The organism is Rhodococcus artemisiae, from assembly GCF_036327795.1.
Taxonomy (GTDB): Bacteria; Actinomycetota; Actinomycetes; order Mycobacteriales; family Mycobacteriaceae; genus Rhodococcus; species Rhodococcus artemisiae.
The window spans coordinates 110,077-130,481 of the sequence record NZ_JAUTXY010000017.1 but is presented as its reverse complement, the minus strand read 5'-3'; the positions used below and the strand labels follow the sequence as shown (position 1 = coordinate 130,481).

At 65.8% G+C, this 20,405-nt stretch carries 18 protein-coding genes; 10 read left to right on the top strand and 8 right to left on the bottom strand.

The features are described from left to right. Positions 1-84: 84 nt before the first annotated feature. Complete coding sequence (locus Q7514_RS27885; protein ID WP_330136503.1) at positions 85-2,298, top strand: DNA polymerase III subunit gamma and tau; 2,214 nt, start codon at positions 85-87, stop codon at positions 2,296-2,298. 7 nt (positions 2,299-2,305) lie between these two features. Here the strand turns inward: Q7514_RS27885 and Q7514_RS27880 are convergent, their stop codons facing one another. Beyond that, positions 2,306-2,770, bottom strand: a complete 465-nt coding sequence (locus Q7514_RS27880; protein WP_330136502.1) for a winged helix-turn-helix transcriptional regulator — start codon at positions 2,768-2,770, stop codon at positions 2,306-2,308. Positions 2,771-2,861: 91 nt separating this feature from the next. Between Q7514_RS27880 and Q7514_RS27875 the strand changes: the two genes are divergently transcribed. Continuing rightward, complete coding sequence (locus Q7514_RS27875) at positions 2,862-3,293, top strand: PaaI family thioesterase (RefSeq protein ID WP_330136501.1); 432 nt, start codon at positions 2,862-2,864, stop codon at positions 3,291-3,293. 17 nt (positions 3,294-3,310) lie between these two features. Here the strand turns inward: Q7514_RS27875 and Q7514_RS27870 are convergent, their stop codons facing one another. Further along, entirely contained in the window at positions 3,311-4,141 is an 831-nt protein-coding gene (locus Q7514_RS27870; protein ID WP_330136500.1) for a mycofactocin-coupled SDR family oxidoreductase, read from the bottom strand. Positions 4,142-4,343: 202 nt separating this feature from the next. Here Q7514_RS27870 and Q7514_RS27865 point away from each other — a divergent pair, with 202 nt between their 5' ends. Next, a complete protein-coding gene (locus Q7514_RS27865) occupies positions 4,344-5,384 on the top strand; it encodes an intradiol ring-cleavage dioxygenase (protein ID WP_330136499.1) in 1,041 nt (346 codons plus the stop codon). 33 nt (positions 5,385-5,417) lie between these two features. On the opposite strand, the gene Q7514_RS27860 is transcribed toward Q7514_RS27865, so the two are convergent. Genes Q7514_RS27860 through Q7514_RS27845 form a run of 4 tightly spaced genes read right to left on the bottom strand, consistent with a single transcriptional unit; the run spans position 5,418 to position 9,924 of the window. Beyond that, complete coding sequence (locus Q7514_RS27860; RefSeq protein ID WP_330136498.1) at positions 5,418-6,707, bottom strand: DUF7373 family lipoprotein; 1,290 nt, start codon at positions 6,705-6,707, stop codon at positions 5,418-5,420. 60 nt (positions 6,708-6,767) lie between these two features. Beyond that, complete coding sequence (locus Q7514_RS27855; protein ID WP_330136497.1) at positions 6,768-8,564, bottom strand: Hsp70 family protein; 1,797 nt, start codon at positions 8,562-8,564, stop codon at positions 6,768-6,770. Positions 8,565-8,583: 19 nt separating this feature from the next. After that, positions 8,584-8,892 (bottom strand): nucleotide exchange factor GrpE, encoded by a 309-nt coding sequence (locus Q7514_RS27850; RefSeq protein WP_330136496.1) that lies wholly within the window; start codon positions 8,890-8,892, stop codon positions 8,584-8,586. 6 nt (positions 8,893-8,898) lie between these two features. After that, positions 8,899-9,924, bottom strand: a complete 1,026-nt coding sequence (locus tag Q7514_RS27845; RefSeq protein WP_330136495.1) for a hypothetical protein — start codon at positions 9,922-9,924, stop codon at positions 8,899-8,901. Between the two features lie 330 nt (positions 9,925-10,254). Between Q7514_RS27845 and Q7514_RS27840 the strand changes: the two genes are divergently transcribed. Then, positions 10,255-11,469, top strand: coding sequence for an acetyl-CoA C-acetyltransferase (locus tag Q7514_RS27840; protein WP_132474971.1), 1,215 nt, complete (start codon positions 10,255-10,257; stop codon positions 11,467-11,469). A 34-nt stretch (positions 11,470-11,503) separates the two neighbouring features. Next, the gene (locus Q7514_RS27835; RefSeq protein ID WP_330136560.1) at positions 11,504-13,636 is read left to right on the top strand and encodes a 3-hydroxyacyl-CoA dehydrogenase NAD-binding domain-containing protein; all 2,133 of its coding nucleotides are present in this window, start codon (positions 11,504-11,506) and stop codon (positions 13,634-13,636) included. A 147-nt stretch (positions 13,637-13,783) separates the two neighbouring features. Here the strand turns inward: Q7514_RS27835 and Q7514_RS27830 are convergent, their stop codons facing one another. Together Q7514_RS27830 and Q7514_RS27825 are read right to left on the bottom strand one after the other, a co-directional pair. Then, a complete protein-coding gene (locus tag Q7514_RS27830; RefSeq protein WP_330136494.1) occupies positions 13,784-15,091 on the bottom strand; it encodes a class I SAM-dependent methyltransferase in 1,308 nt (435 codons plus the stop codon). Next, positions 15,088-16,518, bottom strand: a complete 1,431-nt coding sequence (locus tag Q7514_RS27825) for an FAD-binding oxidoreductase (protein WP_330136493.1) — start codon at positions 16,516-16,518, stop codon at positions 15,088-15,090. Before Q7514_RS27825 ends, Q7514_RS27830 begins: the two co-directional genes overlap by 4 nt. 153 nt (positions 16,519-16,671) lie before the next feature. Between Q7514_RS27825 and Q7514_RS27820 the strand changes: the two genes are divergently transcribed. The 5 genes from Q7514_RS27820 to Q7514_RS27800 all read left to right on the top strand — a co-directional run bounded on the left by Q7514_RS27820 (position 16,672) and on the right by Q7514_RS27800 (position 20,385). Next, positions 16,672-17,106, top strand: coding sequence for an SRPBCC family protein (locus Q7514_RS27820; RefSeq protein WP_330136492.1), 435 nt, complete (start codon positions 16,672-16,674; stop codon positions 17,104-17,106). A 186-nt stretch (positions 17,107-17,292) separates the two neighbouring features. Then, complete coding sequence (locus tag Q7514_RS27815) at positions 17,293-17,616, top strand: YbaB/EbfC family nucleoid-associated protein (protein ID WP_330136559.1); 324 nt, start codon at positions 17,293-17,295, stop codon at positions 17,614-17,616. A gap of 8 nt (positions 17,617-17,624) precedes the next feature. After that, positions 17,625-18,233: a recombination mediator RecR gene (gene recR, locus Q7514_RS27810; protein WP_054713255.1), complete on the top strand. Its 609-nt coding sequence runs from the start codon at positions 17,625-17,627 to the stop codon at positions 18,231-18,233. Then, the gene (locus Q7514_RS27805) at positions 18,230-18,826 is read left to right on the top strand and encodes a TetR/AcrR family transcriptional regulator (protein WP_330136491.1); all 597 of its coding nucleotides are present in this window, start codon (positions 18,230-18,232) and stop codon (positions 18,824-18,826) included. Before recR ends, Q7514_RS27805 begins: the two co-directional genes overlap by 4 nt. Positions 18,827-18,909: 83 nt before the next feature. Then, positions 18,910-20,385 carry an MFS transporter gene (locus tag Q7514_RS27800; RefSeq protein ID WP_408016200.1) on the top strand — a complete coding sequence of 492 codons (1,476 nt, stop codon included), beginning with the start codon at positions 18,910-18,912 and terminating at the stop codon, positions 20,383-20,385. The last annotated feature ends 20 nt before the right edge of the window (positions 20,386-20,405 follow it).

The window sequence follows — 20,405 nt, the reverse complement described above, 5'->3', positions numbered from 1 at the left end:
TGCAGTCACGATATTTCACGATATATCGTTTGTCAAGAACGGCGCCGTTCGAATGTTGTCGGCGCGCGCCGGTACTCTCGGCGCGTGGCCCTGTACCGGAAGTATCGACCCGCGACCTTCGCCGAGGTGGTGGGGCAGGAGCATGTCACCGCGCCCCTCAGCACGGCACTCGACACGGGGCGTATCAACCACGCATATCTGTTCTCGGGTCCGCGTGGCTGCGGTAAGACGTCGTCGGCGCGCATCCTCGCCCGGTCGCTCAACTGCGAACAGGGCCCCACCTCGACGCCGTGTGGGGAGTGCCGATCGTGCGTGTCGCTCGGTCCCGGCGGGGGAGGCAACCTCGACGTCACCGAACTCGACGCGGCCAGCCACGGCGGCGTCGACGACACCCGCGAGCTACGCGATCGAGCGTTCTATGCACCGGCGGAGTCCCGGTACCGGATCTTCATCATCGACGAGGCGCACATGGTCACCACGCAGGGATTCAACGCCCTGCTCAAGATCGTGGAGGAGCCACCGGAGCACTTGATCTTCGTGTTCGCGACCACCGAGCCGGAGAAGGTGCTCCCCACCATCCGGTCGCGAACGCATCACTACCCGTTCCGGCTGCTCCCCCCTGCCACGATGCGAGGTCTTCTCGAGAAGATCTGCGTCCAGGAGAACGTACCGGTCGAGGACACGGTGTATCCGCTGGTCATCCGTGCCGGCGGCGGTTCGCCCCGAGATTCGCTGTCCGTCATGGACCAGCTCCTTGCGGGGGCGGGGCCCGAGGGCGTCACCTATCCGCGCGCCCTGTCGCTGCTCGGTGTCACCGATGTCGCGCTGATCGACGAAGCCGTCGACGCACTGGCGGCAGGCGACGGTGCCGCGCTCTTCGGCACCGTCGAGAAGGTCATGGACGCCGGACACGATCCGCGTCGCTTCGCGATCGACCTCCTGGAACGTCTCCGCGACCTCATCCTCATGCGCAACGTCCCGGATGCCGCAGACCGCGGACTCGTCGATGCCCCCGGTGATGTGCTCGAGCGCATGCGTGACGAGGCCTCTCGGCTCGGCCCGGCCACGCTCACGCGCTACGCGGAGATCATCCATGCCGGGCTCGGCGAGATGCGCGGCGCGACGGCTCCGCGCCTGTTGCTCGAGGTGATGTGCGCTCGGATGCTGCTCCCCTCGGCATCCGACGCGGAGTCCGCGGTACTGCAGCGGCTGGAGCGGCTCGAGCAGGGATTCGTCCCGGGCCCGGCCGCGACCGGCGCAGCGGTGGCGGCAGTGAGTTCCGCCTCGGCTCTGTCTCCGGCAGCGCCGGAACCTACCGCCGCTCCGATTGCGCCCGACGAACCGGCAGCGCGCTTCCAGCGTCCGTCCCAGCGTCGTGCGGCCGATCCGGCACCGAGCGAAGCGGCCGATCCGGCACCGAGCGAAGTGGCCGTCCCGCCGTCCCCGGAACCCGAGCCGCCGGCGCCGGAGCCTGTTCGGATTCCCGAGTCGCGTGCTGAGACTCCGCCTCCTCCACCTACGGTGCCGCAACCGGCTCCCGAGCCCGAGCCGGTGGCCCTGGAGCCCGACCCGTCACCCGAGTCCGAGCCGGTGGCTCCGGAGCCCGAGCCGGTTCCTGAGCCCGTGCCGGAGCCGGAACCTGCCGCGGCGTCGGGGCCCGACGCCGCCGGGATCCGTGGGGTGTGGTCCGAGGTCCGTGCCAAGGTGCGTGCCCGCAGCAAGACCGTGGAGGTCATGCTGTCCGGTGCCACGGTTCGCGAAGTCGATGGCACCCGGGTGGTCCTGGTTCACGATTCGGCGCCGCTGGTCAAGCGACTCGCCGAGCCGCGCAACGCGACCGTGATCGCCGATGCGCTCCGCGAATTGTTCGGTGCCGATTTCGAGGTCACGTGTGTCCACGGGTCTGCTGCGCCTGCACCTGCGAAAGCTGCTGCGGCACCGAAACAGTCGCGCCCCACCGGGCAGCCGCGGTTCTCGCGGCCCAGCCAGGCCAAGCGGGCACCCGCGCCGGACGTATCGCCTCCGCCCGGTAGCGGGCAGGGTGCGGCGCCGCAGCCGCGTTCCGAGTACGACGACATCCCGCCGCCCGACGGCCCCGATCTGCCCGACGACCCCGGTCCGGATTCGAATTACGATGCGCCGCCACCGGATCCGTCGGCAATCTCGCAGGAGGACGTCGACGAGATGTTCGCCGAGGCCGCGACGCCGGCAGACCCGTCGGCCCGTCGCGACCCTGAGGAAGTGGCGATGGAATTGCTGAAGGACGTTCTGGGCGCTCGGCCGATCGACGAGAAGTAGCGGTCTGTCAGCCCGCTCGCTGCGCGCCGGGGCCCGGGAGTACGTGGGCATTGCGCGGCTCGACTCGATGACCCGCCTCGCATTGCACGACTGCCGCGATGGGTTCACCACAGTCGTGGTGCCTTACCGTGAGGGCCGGCCCTTCCGGGTCGGCGCAGTACCGGTCGCCCCACTGCAGTAGGGCGATGAGGATCGGATACAGATCCCGGCCCTTGTCGGTGAGCCGGTATTCATGACGGGTCCGGTGTCCCGACTCCTGGTAGGGCACGGTGTCGAGCACACCCGCGTCTACGAGGGTGCGTAGTCGCGCAGACAAGACCGGCTCGGAGATGCCCGTGTGCCGGCGCATCTGCTCGAATCGCCGCACGCCGTTGAAGACCTCGCGCAGCACGATCATCGTCCACTTCTCGCCGATGATGTTCATCGTTCGCTGAACCGAGCAGTTGTCGGTGCTGTAGTCGAGCCACTGCATGCGAAGAGCCTAGCTGAGTGTGGCCTTGACAGGCAGCTGCACTCCTGGCTAACTGTGATTTGAGAAGTCAGCTGTGGAGTGAGGAGTACCTATGTCGGAGACCAACGGAACTGCGGCGGTACCGGACGCATCGCTCGCGGCCGCGAGCCGATTCGTCGCCGCCAGCGGATTCGTCGTCGAGGAGGCGACACCGACGCGAGTGGCCGGATACGTCGAACTCGGCGAAGACCACCTCACCCCGTGGGGTGTCGTGCACGGCGGTGTCTACGCCACGATCGTGGAGAGCGCAGGCAGCATCGGAGCCAGCGTCGCAGTCGTCGACCGCGGTCAATTCGCAGTCGGCGTGCACAACGCCACCGACTTCCTCCGGTCCAGCAACGGGTGCCGCGCAGAGGTGGTCGCCGAGCCGATCCAGCAGGGCCGCACGCAGCAACTGTGGCAGGTGATCATCAGCGATACCGAGACCGACAAGGTTCTCGCTCGCGGTCAGCTGCGACTGCAGAACATTCCGCTACCTGCGTGAGTGTCCGCTCGGCCGATTCAGCGGATGAGGTTGCCTAGATCGATCGGCACCTGTGCACCGGTGATGTACTTGGCCTCGTCGGAGCAGACCCACGCAACCACCGAGGCGACGTCGTCGGCCTGAAGAATCTGATATGGAAGCGAATTCATGTAGATAGGGCCGAGTGTGGAGCCGTACTCCGCGATCAGCGGGTGCAGATCCGAGACGGTCATACCGGTCTCGACCCCGGCGGGATGAACGGTGTTGACCCGGATACGGTGCTCGCCCAGCTCGTTGGCCATGGTTTTCGCGAGACCGACGATTCCGTGCTTCGTCGCGGCGTAGTGACCGGTGAACGGGGTGCCCTTGATTCCCGAGACCGAGCTGGTGAACACGATCGATCCGCCGTCGCCCGTTGCGAGCAGGTGGGGTACCGCGGCCTTCGCTGTGTGGAACACACCGGTCAGGTTCACATCGACCGTCTCCTTCCACTGTTCGAGGGTGATCTCCCACGACAGCCCGCCCGAGCAGATGCCGGCGTTGGCGATGACGACGTCGAGCCGACCGAATGCGTCGACCCCCGCTGCAAGGGCCTGCGAGAGTCCATCGAAATCGCGCACGTCGGCGACGGTGGCGGCGATGCGTCGCCCGGTCGCCTCCACCAGGCGCACGGTCTCGTCGAGATCGTCGCGCGTGGCCCCGGCATACGCGGTCGACGAGAACTCGCTGCACGCGTCGACCGCGATGATGTCGGCGCCTTCCTGCGCGAACCGGACCGCTTCGGCGCGGCCCTGTCCGCGCGCTGCCCCTGTGATGAACACGACCTTGTTCTCGAATCGGTGGGATTCGGGGTGGCCGATCGAGGTCATGCGGGGCTCCTTGGGGTCTGATGTACCTGCCCGGCGATTCTGTGTGGAGTCGCCCTGTTCCGGGCCGGGCACTCCCGCTGAGCGAGAAGCCGCGCGATTCACAGCGAACTCCCCAGCGATACCGCAGCCGAGTCACTGCGTGCCGCCCCAGACTGGGGTGGTGGTGCAGCGACCTTCGGTCGGTGCACGGGAAGGAGACACGGTGAGGAAACAGTCCTCGAACACCGGCCAGGGCACATACGAAGGTCGCAGCCTGCCCAGGCCGCACGACGAGATCGTCGACCAGGGTTTGGCGTTCGACGTCGGTACCTTGCTGAGCCGACGCAAGATGCTCACGTTCTTCGGATTGGGTGCCGCAACGCTGGGCCTGGCTGCATGCGGGGGCGGGAACAGCAGCACTGCCGCATCCGCGACGTCGACAACGGCTGCGGCGTCCGGCCTCACCGAGATCCCTGACGAGACGGCCGGGCCTTACCCGGGTGACGGATCCAACGGCCCGGACGTGCTCGAACAGAGCGGGATCGTGCGCAGCGACATCCGTTCGAGCTTCGGTGACGCATCCGCGACGGCCGAGGGGATCCCGATGACGCTCGAGCTGTCCATAGACGATCTGGCGGCGGGAGGAGTTCCCTTCGCGGGGACGGCGGTGTACGTGTGGCACTGTAACCGCGAAGGCGGCTACTCGTTGTACTCGGAAGGCATCACCGAAGAGAACTACCTGCGCGGCGTGCAGATCGCAGACGCCGACGGAAAGGTGCGGTTCACCAGTATCTTCCCCGCGGCCTATCCTGGCCGGTGGCCCCACATCCACTTCGAGGTGTACCCGGACGAGGCATCCATCACCGACTCCACCAATGCCATCGCCACCTCTCAGGTGGCCCTCCCTCAGGATGTGAACGAAGCGGTATACGCCACACCGGGTTATGAGGCGTCGGTTGCCAATCTGGCGGCGCTCACTCTCGAGACCGACAACGTCTTCGGCGACGACGGTGGTGTGAGTCAGCTCGGCACCGTCACCGGCGACATCACCAGCGGATACCACGTCACCCTTGCGGTGGGCGTCGACACGACGACGGAGCCCACGGGTGGAAACATGCCCGGCGGTGGGATTCCCGGTGGTGGTAGGCCTCCCGGCGAGATGCCTTCCGGTGAAATGCCACCTGGTCCCCCTCCCGGCGGGATGCCAGGTGGGGGACCGGGTGGGACTCCGCAGAGCGGGATGCCTGCAGCTCCTACGAACTGAAGGATTCACACAAGGGAGCGGGTGGGGTTCGGCTCAGTTCTCCCCGAGCCCCTTTTCCTCGGCGCGGACGAACTTGACGTACTGCGCGGCCACACGCTGGGGCATCGTGCGTAGCGTGTCCGAATCCGGATCGGTGTTCCCGACCGACCGGAACCCTGTGGTCTGCGAAAGATACGGACCGTAGGTCATCATGCAGGTCATCATCCTGCCGTCGGCGTTGTCGCCGGACAAGCAGATCGTATCGGGAATAGCCTGAGGCGCGGGTTCTTCCGCAAGGTCAGGGTACGTGTCCAGGGTCTGCTCGACGAAGGCCTGCTGCAGCTCCTTCGCCTCGTCGGGTCCGCTGGTGCGGTAGACGGTCGAGTTGGCCAGGGCGACGCGATCGGTCCCGGTGGCCTCGAAGATTTCCGCAGTCTCGGCAGGATGTGAATCGAAGTGCAGCCAACCGAGCGGTCCGTAGACGGCCGTGTCGGAATTTCTGGCGTACTCGTTCTCGGTGAAGCCGACCGCGCGGGCCAGAACCTTGTCGAGATCCACCGGGAGCGACTCGATCTCGTCGGTCGGTGTGAACGGGAACTGCTCGATCAACGGGAGTTGCTGCTCGACCGCGCGCGTCGTGGTCTCGGTATTCCACGCCACATCGTTCTCCTCCGAGGACGTGTATGTGTAGACCACGTGCGGGCCGCGCGCCGTGAAGGTCGACATGCTTGCGGTGTCGATGCCGTCCCAGTAGTAGGTCGTCGCGAGTGTGTCGGGCGATTGCGGGAGGGATGCCGGCGTCGAGGGGCCCGCGGAGAATCCGTCATCCTCCGGGGCGAGCGCATTCTGATGCAGGGCAGCCGCAGCCTGCGTTGCGCTCTCTTCGTCGGGGAACCGCCACACCGCGACACCCAGCTGACGCGAGTTGTCGTCGGTGCTGGCGAAACTGCCGAAACCGGTGATGACACCGAACGATTTCGCGACGTCGTCGGCGCCCCCGCCCGACAGGACCTTGCCGATTCCGCCGACGCCCACTCCCGTGGCCATACCACCGCCGGACACGAGGATCGGATCGATGGTATAGGGATGGATCACGAACTCGGCCATGCGCTGGCCCTCGACGGCAGGGCCGAAGTCGCCCGCGAGCTGACCTTCGGCCACGAAGTCGCGAGGTTCGACATTGTATTCGCCGGTGTCCAGTGCTGCGACGTCGAGTTCGGCTGCCTCGGTGGATGTTCCGGTGGACTCGCCTTCGGCGACGGCCGTACCGTCGGCGCTGGCGCTACATCCGGCCAGTGTCAACGCGACTGCGGTGACGGCGAGAAGGGTGCGTGGAGTACGCATCGGTCCGTGTGCTCCTAACCCTGCACGCGAGTGCGGTGCAGGTTATGTGAGTGATTCGAATCAGCTTTGTATGAAATCGATCTCGGTCAGTAGTGTCATGCCCTGTTCGGAGGATTCGGACGAGAACTGCATCAGCAGTCCTGTCGATCGGTCGATGGCGGTGAAGTAGGTTCCGTCGTTGCCCTGGTCGACGATTCGGGTGCCGTCCGTCGATTCGACCACCGTGTTTCCATTGTCGGTGTCGCGGGTCCGGATGAACGTCGACCGCGCGTATTGGTCGTCGCGCCAGGCAGTGACCGCTGCGTAATCGTTCTGCTCCATGCCCATCGACCGTCCGAGTGAGGAATTCGGATTGATCAGGCAGCGGACCTGCAGCGCACCCTGGGTGCTGAACCCGGACTGATTGCATTCGCTGCTCGAGTCGACGAGCTTTCGCGGAAGCAATGCGGTGACGTCGTCGTAGCTTTCGCTGACGTAACTGGAGTCCGACGTGGCGGGCGGCTTCCCGCCGTTGTCCGGAGCAGCCGCGGCTTCGGTGGTCGTGGCGGCGGCTTCGGCGGCCTGCGCGTCGTCCTGCGTGCCGTAGTAGAAGCCTGCCGCCGCGATGACTGCGGCTGCCAAAGCTCCTCCTGCGAGCGCAATAATCTTCCGGTTGTTGCGCGTCGGTGTCGACGAGTCGGTATTCGGTCTGGCGAGCGGCGCCGCCGGCGGGCGAGTCGACGCGGTGTTGGGGGTCGGCCGGCGCTCGAGGACTTCGGTGTCCACCAACGCGGGCGGGTCGGTGACACGACCACCGGCGACGAACCCCGCGGCACCCTTCGCTACGACGGTTTTCGGGTCGTCGAGTGTGGCGATCGGTCCGAGCTCGGCCAGCCTACGGTGCACGTAAGGGATTCGGGACGAGCCGCCGGTCAGGTACAACGCTTGCAGGCCGCCGCCACCGATGCCGGCGTCGCGCAGCACTCCGCGGGCGAGGTGGACGGCACGGGTGATCTGCGGTTCGATCAGCTGCTCGAATTCGTCCCGGGTGAGGGTCAGGGTCATGTCCGACCCGTTGCCCCGGACCCGGATCGTTGCCGACGGAGCCTCTGAGAGGAGTTCCTTCGCCTTACGGATCTGGTCGTCGAGGGTCCGGCGGGTCTCGAGACCGTCCGGTGTGCGCAGCCACGCTGCGAGCTGCGGGTTCTCCTCGGCCAGATGCTGTTCGACCCACCGTGCGATCGCACCGTCGAGGCTCTTGCCGCCGAGTGCATTGTCGCCACCGGCACGCAGAACCTCGAAGGTCCACTCGTTCGTTGCGGTGAGTACGGCCACGTCGAGCGTTCCGCCACCGAAGTCGAACACGGCGATCGTCGAGCCCTTCACGATTTTCGCGTCGTGCTGACGTGAGTAGTAGAACGCCGCCGCGCGAGGCTCGGAGATCAGCGAGACGCTCCCGCCGAGCCCTGCGATCGACGCGGCCTCTCGCAACACCGACAGTTCTCGTGACGACCATGCCTCGGGGTGTGTGAGCACAACCTCCGCCGGCGGTTCGTTGTTGTGGCGCTGGAGTGCCTGTCCGTACACGGTGCGCAGCACGGCCGCGATGATCGACGAGACGGGAACCTCCCGGTCTCGGACGACGATCGAGCCGGCGACCACGAGTGACTTCGGTGCGACCACGAATCCGGCGGGGTCGAGCGACGCCTGGTTGAGCGCCACATCCCCGGTCGACATCGCATTCTGACCGACGAATACCGACGACGACAGGGCGTTGCCCGTGTGCGTCAGCGGAAGTGTCTCGACCCGGTCGGGTCCGATTCGGTGCGCTGCGGCTGTGTTGGACGTGCCGAAGTCGACCGCTAGGACCCAGCTCATCGGTAACTCTCCCTCATGGTCATCGGTGCACACGCACCTTCACTTCGACGTAGCGGATCATATGGCCGCGGTGTCGCCAGCCTGCTCGGACGGTCGCCTCGATCGTGTTCACGTCGGTCTCGCATGTTGTGGGCAGCGTTGCGATCGCGCGGTGGAGGGTGGGGTCGAACGGCGTGCCCGCCGGAGCGGTCACGCGTTCGACCCCCAACCGGGCGAGTCGGTCGATGATGCCGGCGCACTCGTCGCCCTCTGCTGCTACGTCGGCCGCGGTGATCAGGTCGTCGATCCGATCGGCGATCGGAGGCGTACCTGCATCATCGGTCGTCATGGGCGATCAGGCGAGGTCGGTGTTGTACTCCGAGCTGCTGCCGGAGTCGAACTCGCTGACATCGACGTAGTCGTCGGCGACACCGTCACCGTCGTAGTCCACCGCACCGGTGTGCAGATCGACCACGGCGTCGACCTCGCCGTCTCCGTCGGCATCGATCGCGGCGATATCGAGGCTCCCGTCGCCATCGGAGTCGACTGCGGAGATGTCGACCAGTCCGTCGCCGTCCGTGTCCATCGAGATCTGGTCGAGCACTCCGTCGCCGTCGCTGTCGGTGATGTTGGCGTCGATGCGGCCGTCACCGTCGAGGTCGACGGTGGTCAGATCCACCACGCCGTCGCCGTTGGTGTCGTAGTCGACGTACTGCGAGCCGTCCGAGCCCGAGTACTCGTCGAGGACCACCGGCTGGGAGCCGGATGCGCCGGAAGATGCAGAACCGGAGTTGCCCGACGTCACAGCACCTGTCTCACTCGAGCCGGACGACGCAGCGCGTTCGCTCGAGTTCGAGGCCGACGAGTTCGAACCGGCGGCACCGGTGTCGAACGATGCAGAGCGGTCGGCGGAATCAGTGGCAGAGGAGGAGATGCCGGCGGTGGCGGAGTCGGACGACGAGGCGCTGTTGCTCGAGTCGGAAGCCGAGGAGGATGCACCGACCGAGGCAGACGAGCCGCTGTCGCTCGCCGATCCGTACGACGAGTCGGAGCTGCTCGACCCCGACGAGTCGTAGCGCTCGTAGCGCTCGTACGACTCGTAGCTCACGGAGCCCTGGTCGCTGGCCGAGGACGATCCGAACGAGGAGTCGCTGTCGTACGAGGAGTTGGAGCCGTAGGACGAGTCGGCACGGTCGCTCGCGGCGGACGCGGAGTCTGCGGAGGATGCGGTCGAGCCGAACGATGCGTCCGAGCGGGTGCTGTCGGTCGACTCTGCGGTCTCCGCGGACGATGCGGCACCGAAGCTGGCGTCGGAGCGGGTGCTGTCGGTGGACTCGGTGGCGGAGTTGGCCGAGGTGTTGGAGAAGAATCCGCTGGTCATGGTGTGCTCGCTTTCCATCGGTACGTTCGGATGCCGGTGACGGGGCGTTCGTGTGTGTCGGTGATATGAGGCGCGGGCGGGGCGAAAAGTTCCCGTCGAACTCGAAATTCTCGCAAGTTCTCCTATTTCGGCAGGTCAACGCGGTGCGAAGCGCAGAAGAATGTGTAGTGGAGCGCCGCCACGCGGCTCGGTTCGGTCACGGAGCCCGATCGGTTCGGTCCTTATCGCGGCCGGGATGCGCTCTTACGGTGGAGTCGGAAGGTTGGGCGCGGACGTCCCCATGTGATGTCGCGTCACCACACCGTCAGCACGGGAAGGAACCTGCGCACTGTGACCACCGAGGCATTCATCTATGAAGCCATCCGAACTCCCCGCGGCCGCGGCAAGAAGAACGGCTCGCTGCACTCCGTCAAGCCGATTTCCCTGGTTACCGGCCTGATCGACGAGCTGCGTGTCCGCTTCCCCGATCTCGACGAGGATCGCATCTCCGACCTGATCCTCGGCATCGTCGGTCCGGTGGGCGACCAGGGCGCGGACATGGCCCGCGCCGCCGCCACCGCGGCCGGACTGCCCGACACCGTCGGCGGAATCCAGATCAATCGCTTCTGCGCGTCCGGCCTCGAGGCCGTGAACACCGCAGCACAGAAGGTGCGTTCCGGCTGGGACGAGCTCGTCATCGCCGGTGGCGTCGAGTCCATGTCGCGCGTACCGATGGGCTCCGACGGCGGCCCGTGGGGCCTGGACCCGGCCACCAACTACGACACCTACTTCGTGCCCCAGGGTGTCGGCGCCGATCTCATCGCGACGATCGAGGGCTTCTCCCGCGAGGACGTCGACGCCTATGCTCTTCGTTCGCAGCAGCTTGCCGCCGCCGCGTGGTCGGGCGGATACTTCGCCAAGTCGGTCGTCCCCGTCAAGGATCAGAACGGCCTGACGATCCTCGACCAGGACGAGCACATGCGTCCCGACACGACTCTCGCGGGCCTGGCCGGCCTGAAGCCGTCGTTCGCCACGGTCGGTGAGGTCGGCGGATTCGACGCTGTCGCCCTGCAGAAGTTCCACTTCGTCGAGAAGATCAACCACGTCCACCACGGCGGTAACAGCTCGGGCATCGTCGACGGCGCCGCGCTGGTGCTCGTCGGCACCGAGAAGGTCGGTAACGACCTCGGCCTGACCCCGCGCGCACGCGTCGTCGCGACCGCCACCTCGGGTGCCGACTCGACCATCATGCTCACCGGCCCGACGCCGGCGACGAAGAAGGTTCTCGCCACCGCGGGCCTGACGGTCGACGACATCGACCTGTTCGAGATCAACGAGGCCTTCGCCTCGGTCGTCCTGAAGTTCCAGAAGGACCTGAACATCCCGGACGAGAAGCTCAACGTCAACGGTGGCGCCATCGCCATGGGGCACCCGCTCGGCGCGACCGGTGCCATGATCCTCGGCACGATGGTCGACGAGCTCGAGCGTCGCGGTCTGCGTCGTGCCCTGCTCACCCTGTGCGTCGGTGGCGGCATGGGCGTGGCCACCATCATCGAGCGCGTCTGATACCGGAAGGATCCGAAATACAGTGACCGACAACATGATTTCCTGGGATCAGGACGCCGACGGCATCGTCGTCCTCACGCTCGACGACCCCAACCAGGGCGCGAACACGATGAACGCGCTCTACAAGGCATCGATGAAGGCGACCGTCGACCGTCTCGTCGCCGAGAAGGACTCACTCAACGGCGTCGTCATCACCTCCGCGAAGAAGACCTTCTTCGCCGGCGGCGACCTGCGCAACATCATCGAGATCGGACCCGACGACGCGCAGGCCGCGTTCAACGAGGTACAGGACATCAAGTCCGACCTGCGTCGCCTCGAAACCCTCGGTAAGCCGGTCGTGGCCGCTATCAACGGTGCCGCCCTCGGCGGCGGCCTCGAGATCGCACTCGCCACTCATCACCGTATCGCCGCTGATGTCAAGGGCATCCAGATCGGTCTGCCCGAGGCGAGCCTCGGTCTGCTGCCCGGCGGAGGCGGTGTCACCCGGACCGTCCGACTGCTCGGCCTGCAGACAGCTCTGCTCTCGCTTCTGCTGCAGGGCAACAAGTACAACGCGGTCAAGGCCAAGGAGCTCGGTCTCGTCCACGAGGTCGTCGGCAGCATCGAGGAACTCGTCCCTGCCGCCAAGGAGTGGATCAAGGCCAACCCCGAGGGCGGCGTGCAGCCGTGGGATACCAAGGGCTACAAGATCCCCGGTGGTACCCCGTCGTCGCCTGCGTTCGCGGCGAACCTCCCGGCCTTCCCAGCGAACCTGCGCAAGCAGCTCAAGGGTGCCCCGATGCCGGCTCCGCGCGCGATCATGTCCGCGGCCGTCGAAGGCGCGCAGGTCGATTTCGACAACGCGTCGACCATCGAGTCCCGGTACTTCACCGAACTCGCCACCGGCCAGGTCGCGAAGAACATGATTCAGGCGTTCTTCTTCGATATGCAGTCCATCAGTTCGGGTGCGTCGCGTCCGAAGGATGTGCCGAAGCGCGAGATCAAGAAGGTCGGCGTGCTCGGTGCGGGCATGATGGGCGCCGGCATCGCTTATGTGTCGGCGAAGGCCGGTTTCGAGGTCGTGCTCAAGGATGTCACCGCCGAAGCCGCAGAGCGCGGCAAGAACTACTCGGTGAAGATCGAGGAGAAGGCGCTCTCGCGTGGCAAGACCACCGAGGAGAAGTCGAAGGCGCTTCTCGCTCGCATCCACCCGACCGCCGACGCCGCAGATCTGTCGGGTGTCGACTTCGTCATCGAGGCCGTCTTCGAGAACACCGACCTCAAGCACAAGGTGTTCCAGGAGATCGAAGACATCGTCGAGCCCGACGCGCTGCTCGGTTCCAACACGTCGACGCTGCCGATCACGGGTCTCGCGACGGGCGTGAAGCGTCCCGAGGACTTCATCGGTATCCACTTCTTCTCGCCGGTCGACAAGATGCCGCTGGTCGAGATCATCAAGGGTGAGAAGACCTCCGACGAGGCGCTGGCCCGCGTGTTCGATTACACGCTCGCGATCCGCAAGACCCCGATCGTGGTCAACGACAGCCGCGGCTTCTTCACCTCACGCGTGATCGGCACGTTCGTGAACGAGGCCATTGCGATGCTCGGCGAAGGCATCGAGCCCGCGACGATCGAGCAGGCCGGCTCGCAGGCGGGATATCCGGCGCCGCCGCTGCAGCTGACCGATGAGCTGAACATGAAGCTCATGCAGAAGATTGCGAAGGAGACCGCGGAGGCTGCGGCGCAGGGCGACACCAAGCTCGGCACCACTCGCCACCCCGCGATCGACGTCGTCGACTTCATGGTCGAGGCCGGTCGTCCGGGTCGTCTCGAGAAGGCCGGTTTCTACGAGTACGACGAGAACGGCAAGCGTCTGGGCATCTGGCAGGGCGTGCGCGACCACTACAAGACAGTGGCGACGCTCGATGTGCCGCTGCAGGATCTGATCGACCGCATGCTGTTCGCCGAGGCCATCGAGACCCAGAAGTGCTTCGACGAGGGCGTGCTCACCACGACCGCCGACGCCAACATCGGCTCGATCCTCGGTATCGGCTTCCCGGCCTGGACCGGTGGTGTTGCGCAGTACATCGTCGGATACCCGGGTGGCAAGGAAGGCTTCGTGAAGCGGGCCGAGGAACTCGCCGCCAAGTACGGCGAACGTTTCACTCCGCCTGCGAGCCTGCGCTAGCGCACGACTTATCCACAGACAGAAGCCCTCGAACGCGTTCGAGGGCTCCTGTCGTGCGTGGGCGCTGCATCATCGCCGCATGGAGGCCAACGTGCGCGGTCTCGGTAGCCCCCACTACCGAGACCGCATCACGGGTGGCGGAGCCGCCTACGCGACCCACCAGGGGCGCAGGGGGACCTGAGGGGCCTGGTCCTCACCCAGCTTCACACCGAGAATCTGGTGAAGCTGGACGCCGTTGGTCTCGAAGCCCACCCGCGATCCCGCCATGTACAGACCCCACAGGCGAGCGGTGGCCTCGTCGACCTCGGAAAGTGCTGAATCCCAATGCTCCTCGAGGTTCTCGCACCATGCCTTCAACGTCAGGGCGTAGTGCTGGCGCAGGTTCTCCTCGTGCATCACCTCGAAGCCGACGTTCTGGGCCTCCGAGATGAGCCGACCCGATCCGGTGAGCTCCCCGTCGGGGAATACGTAGCGGTCGATGAAGCCGCCGGCCTTCATCCGTCCGCGGTTGTGCGGGCGAGTGATGCTGTGGTTGAGCAGCAGACCGCCCACGCGGAGCTTGTCGTGCAAGAACCGGAAGTACGACGGATAGTTCGCAGCGCCGATGTGCTCGGTCAGGCCGATCGACGAGATCGCATCGAACCCGGTTTCCGACACGTCGCGATAATCGGAGTGTCGCACCTCGGCGAGGTCGCCGAGACCTTCCTCGGTGATGGCCTTCTGCGCCCACTCCGCCTGTTCCTTCGACAGGGTCGCGCCGATCGCCTTCACACCTCGGCGGGCGGCGTAGCGCACCATGCCGCCCCAGCCACAGCCGATGTCGAGCAGGCGATCTCCGGGCTTCAACCGCAGCTTCTCGAAGACGAGGCGGTACTTGTTCTCCTGGGCGTCCTCGAGACTCTGGTTCTCCGACTCGAACACCGCGCACGTGTACGTCATGGACGGACCGAGAACGTACTCGTAGAACGTGTTCGATACGTCGTAATGGTGATGGATCACCTCGGCGTCGCGTGCCTTCGAATGGCGGAAGCCCTCGGCGACACGGCGCCAGCGGGGGAGATGCTCCTGCGGCGGAGGGGCGATCGGCCTGATCAGGTCGGGGCCCAGCGACCGCACGATCTGCGCGAGGGTCCGCGCCGGCGGACGCTCGAAGTGCACGCCGCCGAGCGCCTTGAGCAAGGGGTACGGATCGGCGGGGTGCACCCCCTCGGCCTCGAGCGTGCCCGAGACGTACGCGCGCGCCATGCCGAGGTCGCCCGGGGCGGTGACGATGTAGGTAGCGCCTTCAGGAGCCGTCAGGTTGAGTCCGAACGGGGCGTCCGCAGGACCGGTCGTCGAACCGTCGTATGCGCGGAACCGCAGCGGCATCTCACCGCCCGTTGCGATCTCGACGATCTGAGCGAGATTGAGTTTGTCGGTCTGGCGCCCGGAGGGTTCCGCTTTGAATGTGGTCAATGTCGTTGCACCGCCTTCGCGAACAGGTCCGTCAAGCGGGACCCGGGATCGTATTTATCCTTGAGCGCGGGGTATTCCCCCTCGCCGTAGTAGAGCTTCTCGAATGCGTCACGGCTGTAGAACGAATCGGAATACAGCGACTTGTGACCGTCGAGTTCCGCCACCTTACGCTCGATGCGGCGGTTTGCGGCGCCTTCGACCTCGCCGCGGACAACCGGCACCGACGACCAGAAGCCGATGTTGACGTAGGTGCGTTTCGGTTCGAGCGGATACAACGGCCATGGGCGACGGGGATCGTACGACGCGGACTGATCGCGTAGTCGCAGGGGGCACAGCCAGATCGGCTCGATAGGAATCTCGTCGAGGAACCACTGCATGAACTCGTGCGTCCGTTCGATGGGGACCTCGATGTCCTGGACGACGCGTTCTCGCGGCGGGTTTCCCTTGCGGGCCTCGATGCGATCCGCGATCGAGTACTTGTGGTCGAGCGCGATGAGCTTCCAGTAGAAGCTGCTGCGCAGCAGTTTCTTCGGCCACAACCTCCGGATACGAGGATTCTGGGCTCCGAAGGCGCGGGAGCACCAGAACCAGTCGGTGTCCCAACGCCACAGGTAGTCGCGGATGGTGAGGCGGTCGGTCTTGGGATGGTTGACCGACCGGTGCCGGATCGACTGGTAGAAGATGTTCCTGTCGGTGTAGTCGGACACCGGCCCGGACTCGGCGGTCTGGATGCCGAGAGTGAGGTAGCTTTCGTCGGCCGAGAACACGACTCCGTCGACGTAATCGACGGCGATTCCGGCGTACACGCGTTCGGTGGTGATCCGGTCGAGCGTCGACTGGAGGTCGGTCAGCGAGGTGAAACGCAGGTGGCGCAATGCGACGAACGGTTTCACCGGTTCGAGTTCGATCCGCAGCCGAGTCGCATATCCCAGCGACCCGTACGAGTTGGGGAAGCCGCGGAACAGGTCGGCGTGTTCGCCGTCCGGTGTGGCGGTGATGATCTCGCCGTTGCCGGTGAGGATGTCCATCTCGTGGACCGCCTCGTGCGGTAATCCGTTGCGGAACGAGGTGGATTCGATGCCGAGTCCGGTGACTGCTCCGCCGAGGGTGATCGTCTTGAGCTGCGGCACGACCAGCGGCGCGAGTCCGTACGGGAGTGTCGCGTCGACGAGGTCTTCGTACGTGCACATTCCGGCAACGTCGGCCGTGCGTGCCTGCGCGTCGACGGAGATGACGCCACCGAGCCCCGACACATCCAGGCCCGGAGAATCGATCTTGGCGCGGGCCCGGAACAGGTTCGAGGTCTTCTTGGCGAGTCGCACCGGCGCATCGGCGGGGATGGTGCGATACGAGTGCAGCAGCCGTTGCACACCTTCGCGGTGGATCGAGTCTCCGTACGGCCCGACACTTCGTGACGTTCTCAGCATTCGACTCCCCTGCAGCAGCGCACCAGTGGTCCAATCCACAATAGCCCTGCCGGACACCCACGTCCCGATACCGGCAGGCAGGATGTAGGGGGCGTGGCGAGCCGCACCGGCTCGAACCGGAGAAACGAATCAACAGTTACAGAGGAGTCCACCGTGGCACAGGTCAGTGCAAGCAGCTCGATCCAGTTGACAGCGGCACCCGAGAAGGTGCTCGCGGCACTTGCCGACTACGAGACCGTGCGTCCGCGCATCCTCTCCGACCACTACCGGGACTACCGCGTGATCTCCGGTGGACAGGGAGACGGCACGATCGTGCACTGGCTGCTCCAGGCCACCGAGAAGCGGGTGCGCGACGTGCAGGCGAAGGTGACGGTCTCCGGCAGCACGATCACGGAAACCGATGCGAACTCGTCGCTCGTGACCACATGGAGTGTGGTTCCCAACGGCACAGGGTCGACGGTCGTGACCCTTACCCAGTGGAAGGGCGCGGGCGGTATCGGTGGGTTCTTCGAGAAGACGTTCGCGCCGATCGGCCTGCGCAAGATTCAGCAGCAGGTTCTCGAAAATCTGAAGAACACCGTCGACTGACCGTCGCGTGTATGCCGGCCGCGCCGGCGTGCGACTAACCTGGCAGACGAAAAGCCAGGTAGACGATCTGAGTAGACAGAAATCTCGGTAGTCGGAACCTCTGTTGTCGAACACACGCGGTCGAACACGCCGGGTCGAGAACATGGGGTCCAATACAGGAAGGACGTGTCCGTGCAACCCGGTGGTATGCCCGACATGCAGCAACTCCTCGCCCAAGCCCAGCAGATGCAACAGCAGCTCATGGCCGCGCAGAACGAGATGGCGCAGGCCGAGGTCACCGGCCAGGCCGGCGGTGGCCTCGTGACCGCAACCGTGAAGGGCACCGGAGAGGTCGTCGCTGTCCGGATCGACCCGAAGGTCGTCGACCCGGAGGACATCGAGACCCTGCAGGATCTCGTCGTCGCTGCGGTGTCCGACGCATCTGCGAAAGCTCAGGAAATCGCTTCCGAGAAGCTCGGTCCGCTCGCGGGTGGACTCGGCGGCGGCATCCCCGGCCTGCCCGGTTTCTAGAGGTACGAGTGTACGAAGGACCAGTTCAGGACCTCATCGACGAACTCGGCAAGTTGCCGGGTGTCGGTCCGAAGAGCGCTCAGCGGATCGCATTTCATCTGCTGTCCGTCGAGCCTCCGGAGATCGACCGGCTGCAGGCCGCGTTGCAGAGGGTCCGCGACGGGGTGCAGTTCTGCGAGGTGTGCGGCACGGTGTCGGATCAGGAGAGGTGCCGCATCTGCGCCGATTCGCGCCGCGACCGTACACAGATCTGTGTGGTCGAGGAGCCCAAGGACGTGCAGGCGATCGAGCGGACCCGTGAGTTCCGGGGGCGGTACCACGTGCTCGGTGGTGCGCTCGATCCGCTGAACGGCATCGGACCGGACCAGTTGCACATCCGTGAGCTGCTCACCCGGATCGGCAATCAGGAGGACGGTGTCGATGTCGCCGAAGTGATCATCGCGACCGACCCGAACACCGAGGGGGAGGCAACGGCCACCTATCTGGTTCGAATGTTGCGCGACTTCCCGGGGCTGGCGGTCACCCGATTGGCGTCGGGCCTGCCGATGGGCGGAGACCTCGAGTTCGCCGACGAATTGACGCTCGGTCGCGCGTTGTCCGGAAGGCGGGCGATGTGACCGAGCACGAACCCGGAGCGGCAACGAGCGCGCCGGACAAGAGGCGGCGAACGTCGGAGGAGACGCGTCGGCTGATTCTGGACGCCGCCGGACTTGCCTTCGCGACGCGCCCGTATCGCGAGATCACGCTCAAGGACATCGCCGAGGATGCCGGGGTCAGCGCGCCGCTGATCATCAAGTACTTCGGGTCGAAGGAACAGCTGTACGACGAGCTCGTCGACTTCAAGGCCGCAGCCGAGCTGTTGTACGAGGGCCCGTTCGAGACCTTGGCGGAACGCATGGTCGCGATCTTCGCGAGGCAGTCCGCGCGACACAAGCCGCTGTCGATGGCTCTGCTGTTCATGAGCGGATCCAGCGAGGAGAGCAACCGCAAGCTCCGTGAGAATTATTCGTCGCAGATGATCGACGCACTGGTGGCGCAGATGAGGGGGCCGGACGCTCGGATCCGTGCGGAACTCGTGTTCTCGATGCTCCTCGGGGTCGCATTCATGCGCCGGCGGATGATGCAGGAGAAGGCTGCGGGATCGGTCGACGAGGTGGTTGCGCTGTACGCGCCTCTCGTACAGTCGCTGCTCGACGGCCGAACGCTCTGAGACAATCCCCACTCCGCTTGTGAGGTAAATGGCTGTTCACCTAAAGTGGTGAACAGCCATTTACCTATCTCGGAGGGGGTCGCGTGACAGTCTCGTTCCCACTGCGGCTGCACGCTCCGGGAAAACACCGTGCCGCACCCGCACGGGGGCGCGCCACGGCGCCGTCCGGCCGGCCGGACCTGTCGAAGTTCGTCTTCCCCGTCCTTGCTGTGGGGGCGATATTCCAGGCGATCATGCAGACCGTCATCGTGCCGTTGCTGCCGAGCCTTCCCGGTTTCACCGGTGCGGGGCCCACAGCAGTGTCGTGGCTGGTCACAAGCACGCTTCTCGTCGGTGCCGTGATGACGCCCATCTTCGGGCGCCTCGCCGACATGATCGGCAAGAAGCAGATGCTGCTCATCGCGTTCGGACTGATGACCGTCGGGTCACTGATCTGCGCACTCACGTCGAACATCGGGTTGCTCATCTTCGCCCGCGGACTCCAGGGCGCGGGTGCCGCCGTCCTCCCGATCGGCATGGCGATCCTGCGGGAGGTGATGCCGCGCGAACGCGTCGATCGCTCCATCGCCATCCTCAGCTCCACCCTCGGGATCGGTACGGCCGTAGGAATCCCGTTCGCTGCGGCGATCGTCCAGTTCGCGGATTGGCATCTGCTGTTTTGGGTCACCACCGCGATCGGGTTGGGAGTCACCGTCGCAGCGTCGTTCGTCATTCGTCCGTCGAGTACTCGTACCGGCGGTCGCTTCGATGTCGCGGGTGCCGCCGGGCTCACCGGCGCCCTCATCTGCCTGTTGGTACCGATCACGCAGGGCAGTACGTGGGGGTGGACGAGCGTCGCGGTCCTGACGATGTTCGTGTGCTCGATCCTGCTGTTCGCGATCTGGGGTTTCCAGCAGTTGCGCAACCGGAACCCGCTCGTAGACCTGCGGGTGTCCGCACGGCGTTCGGTGCTGACCCCGCACCTGTCCGCGCTGCTCGTCGGCTTCGCCTTCTACGGAAACACCCTCATCACGACACAGCTGCTCCAAGCATCGCCCGAGCACGGCGCCGGATACGGCCTGACCATTCTGCAAGCGGCAGCATGTCAGCTGCCCGCGAGCTTCGCGATGATGATCTTCGCGCTCGTGGCATCGCGCGTCTCGGACCGGTTCGGCCCGAAGATCGCGATCATGATCGGCGCGACGTTCCTGATCGTGGGTTACTCCGTGCATGCGGTCCCGGACAAGCCGCTGTGGACGGTCGTGGCGGCCATCTTCATCGCGGCGATCGGAACGACCTTCGTCTACTGCACGCTACCGATCCTGCTGCTCGGCGCGGTCCCGCTCTCGCAGAACGCCGCCGCCAACGGTGTCAACGTCCTGCTCCGGACCGTCGGCAGCACCGTCTGCAGCGCCGTGGTCGCGACGGTCCTCGCCGCGCACATGGTCGCGGGCGGTATCGGCCCCCGCGGATTCGTCATCGTATATCTGGTGTGCGGCGCGTGCGCCGTCGTCGTGTTCGTGTCGGCGTTCGCGCTGCCGTCCCTCGGGCCGAGGACCCCCCGACCCGCAGGCGTATGAGTCTGCGGGCGGGAGCGTCC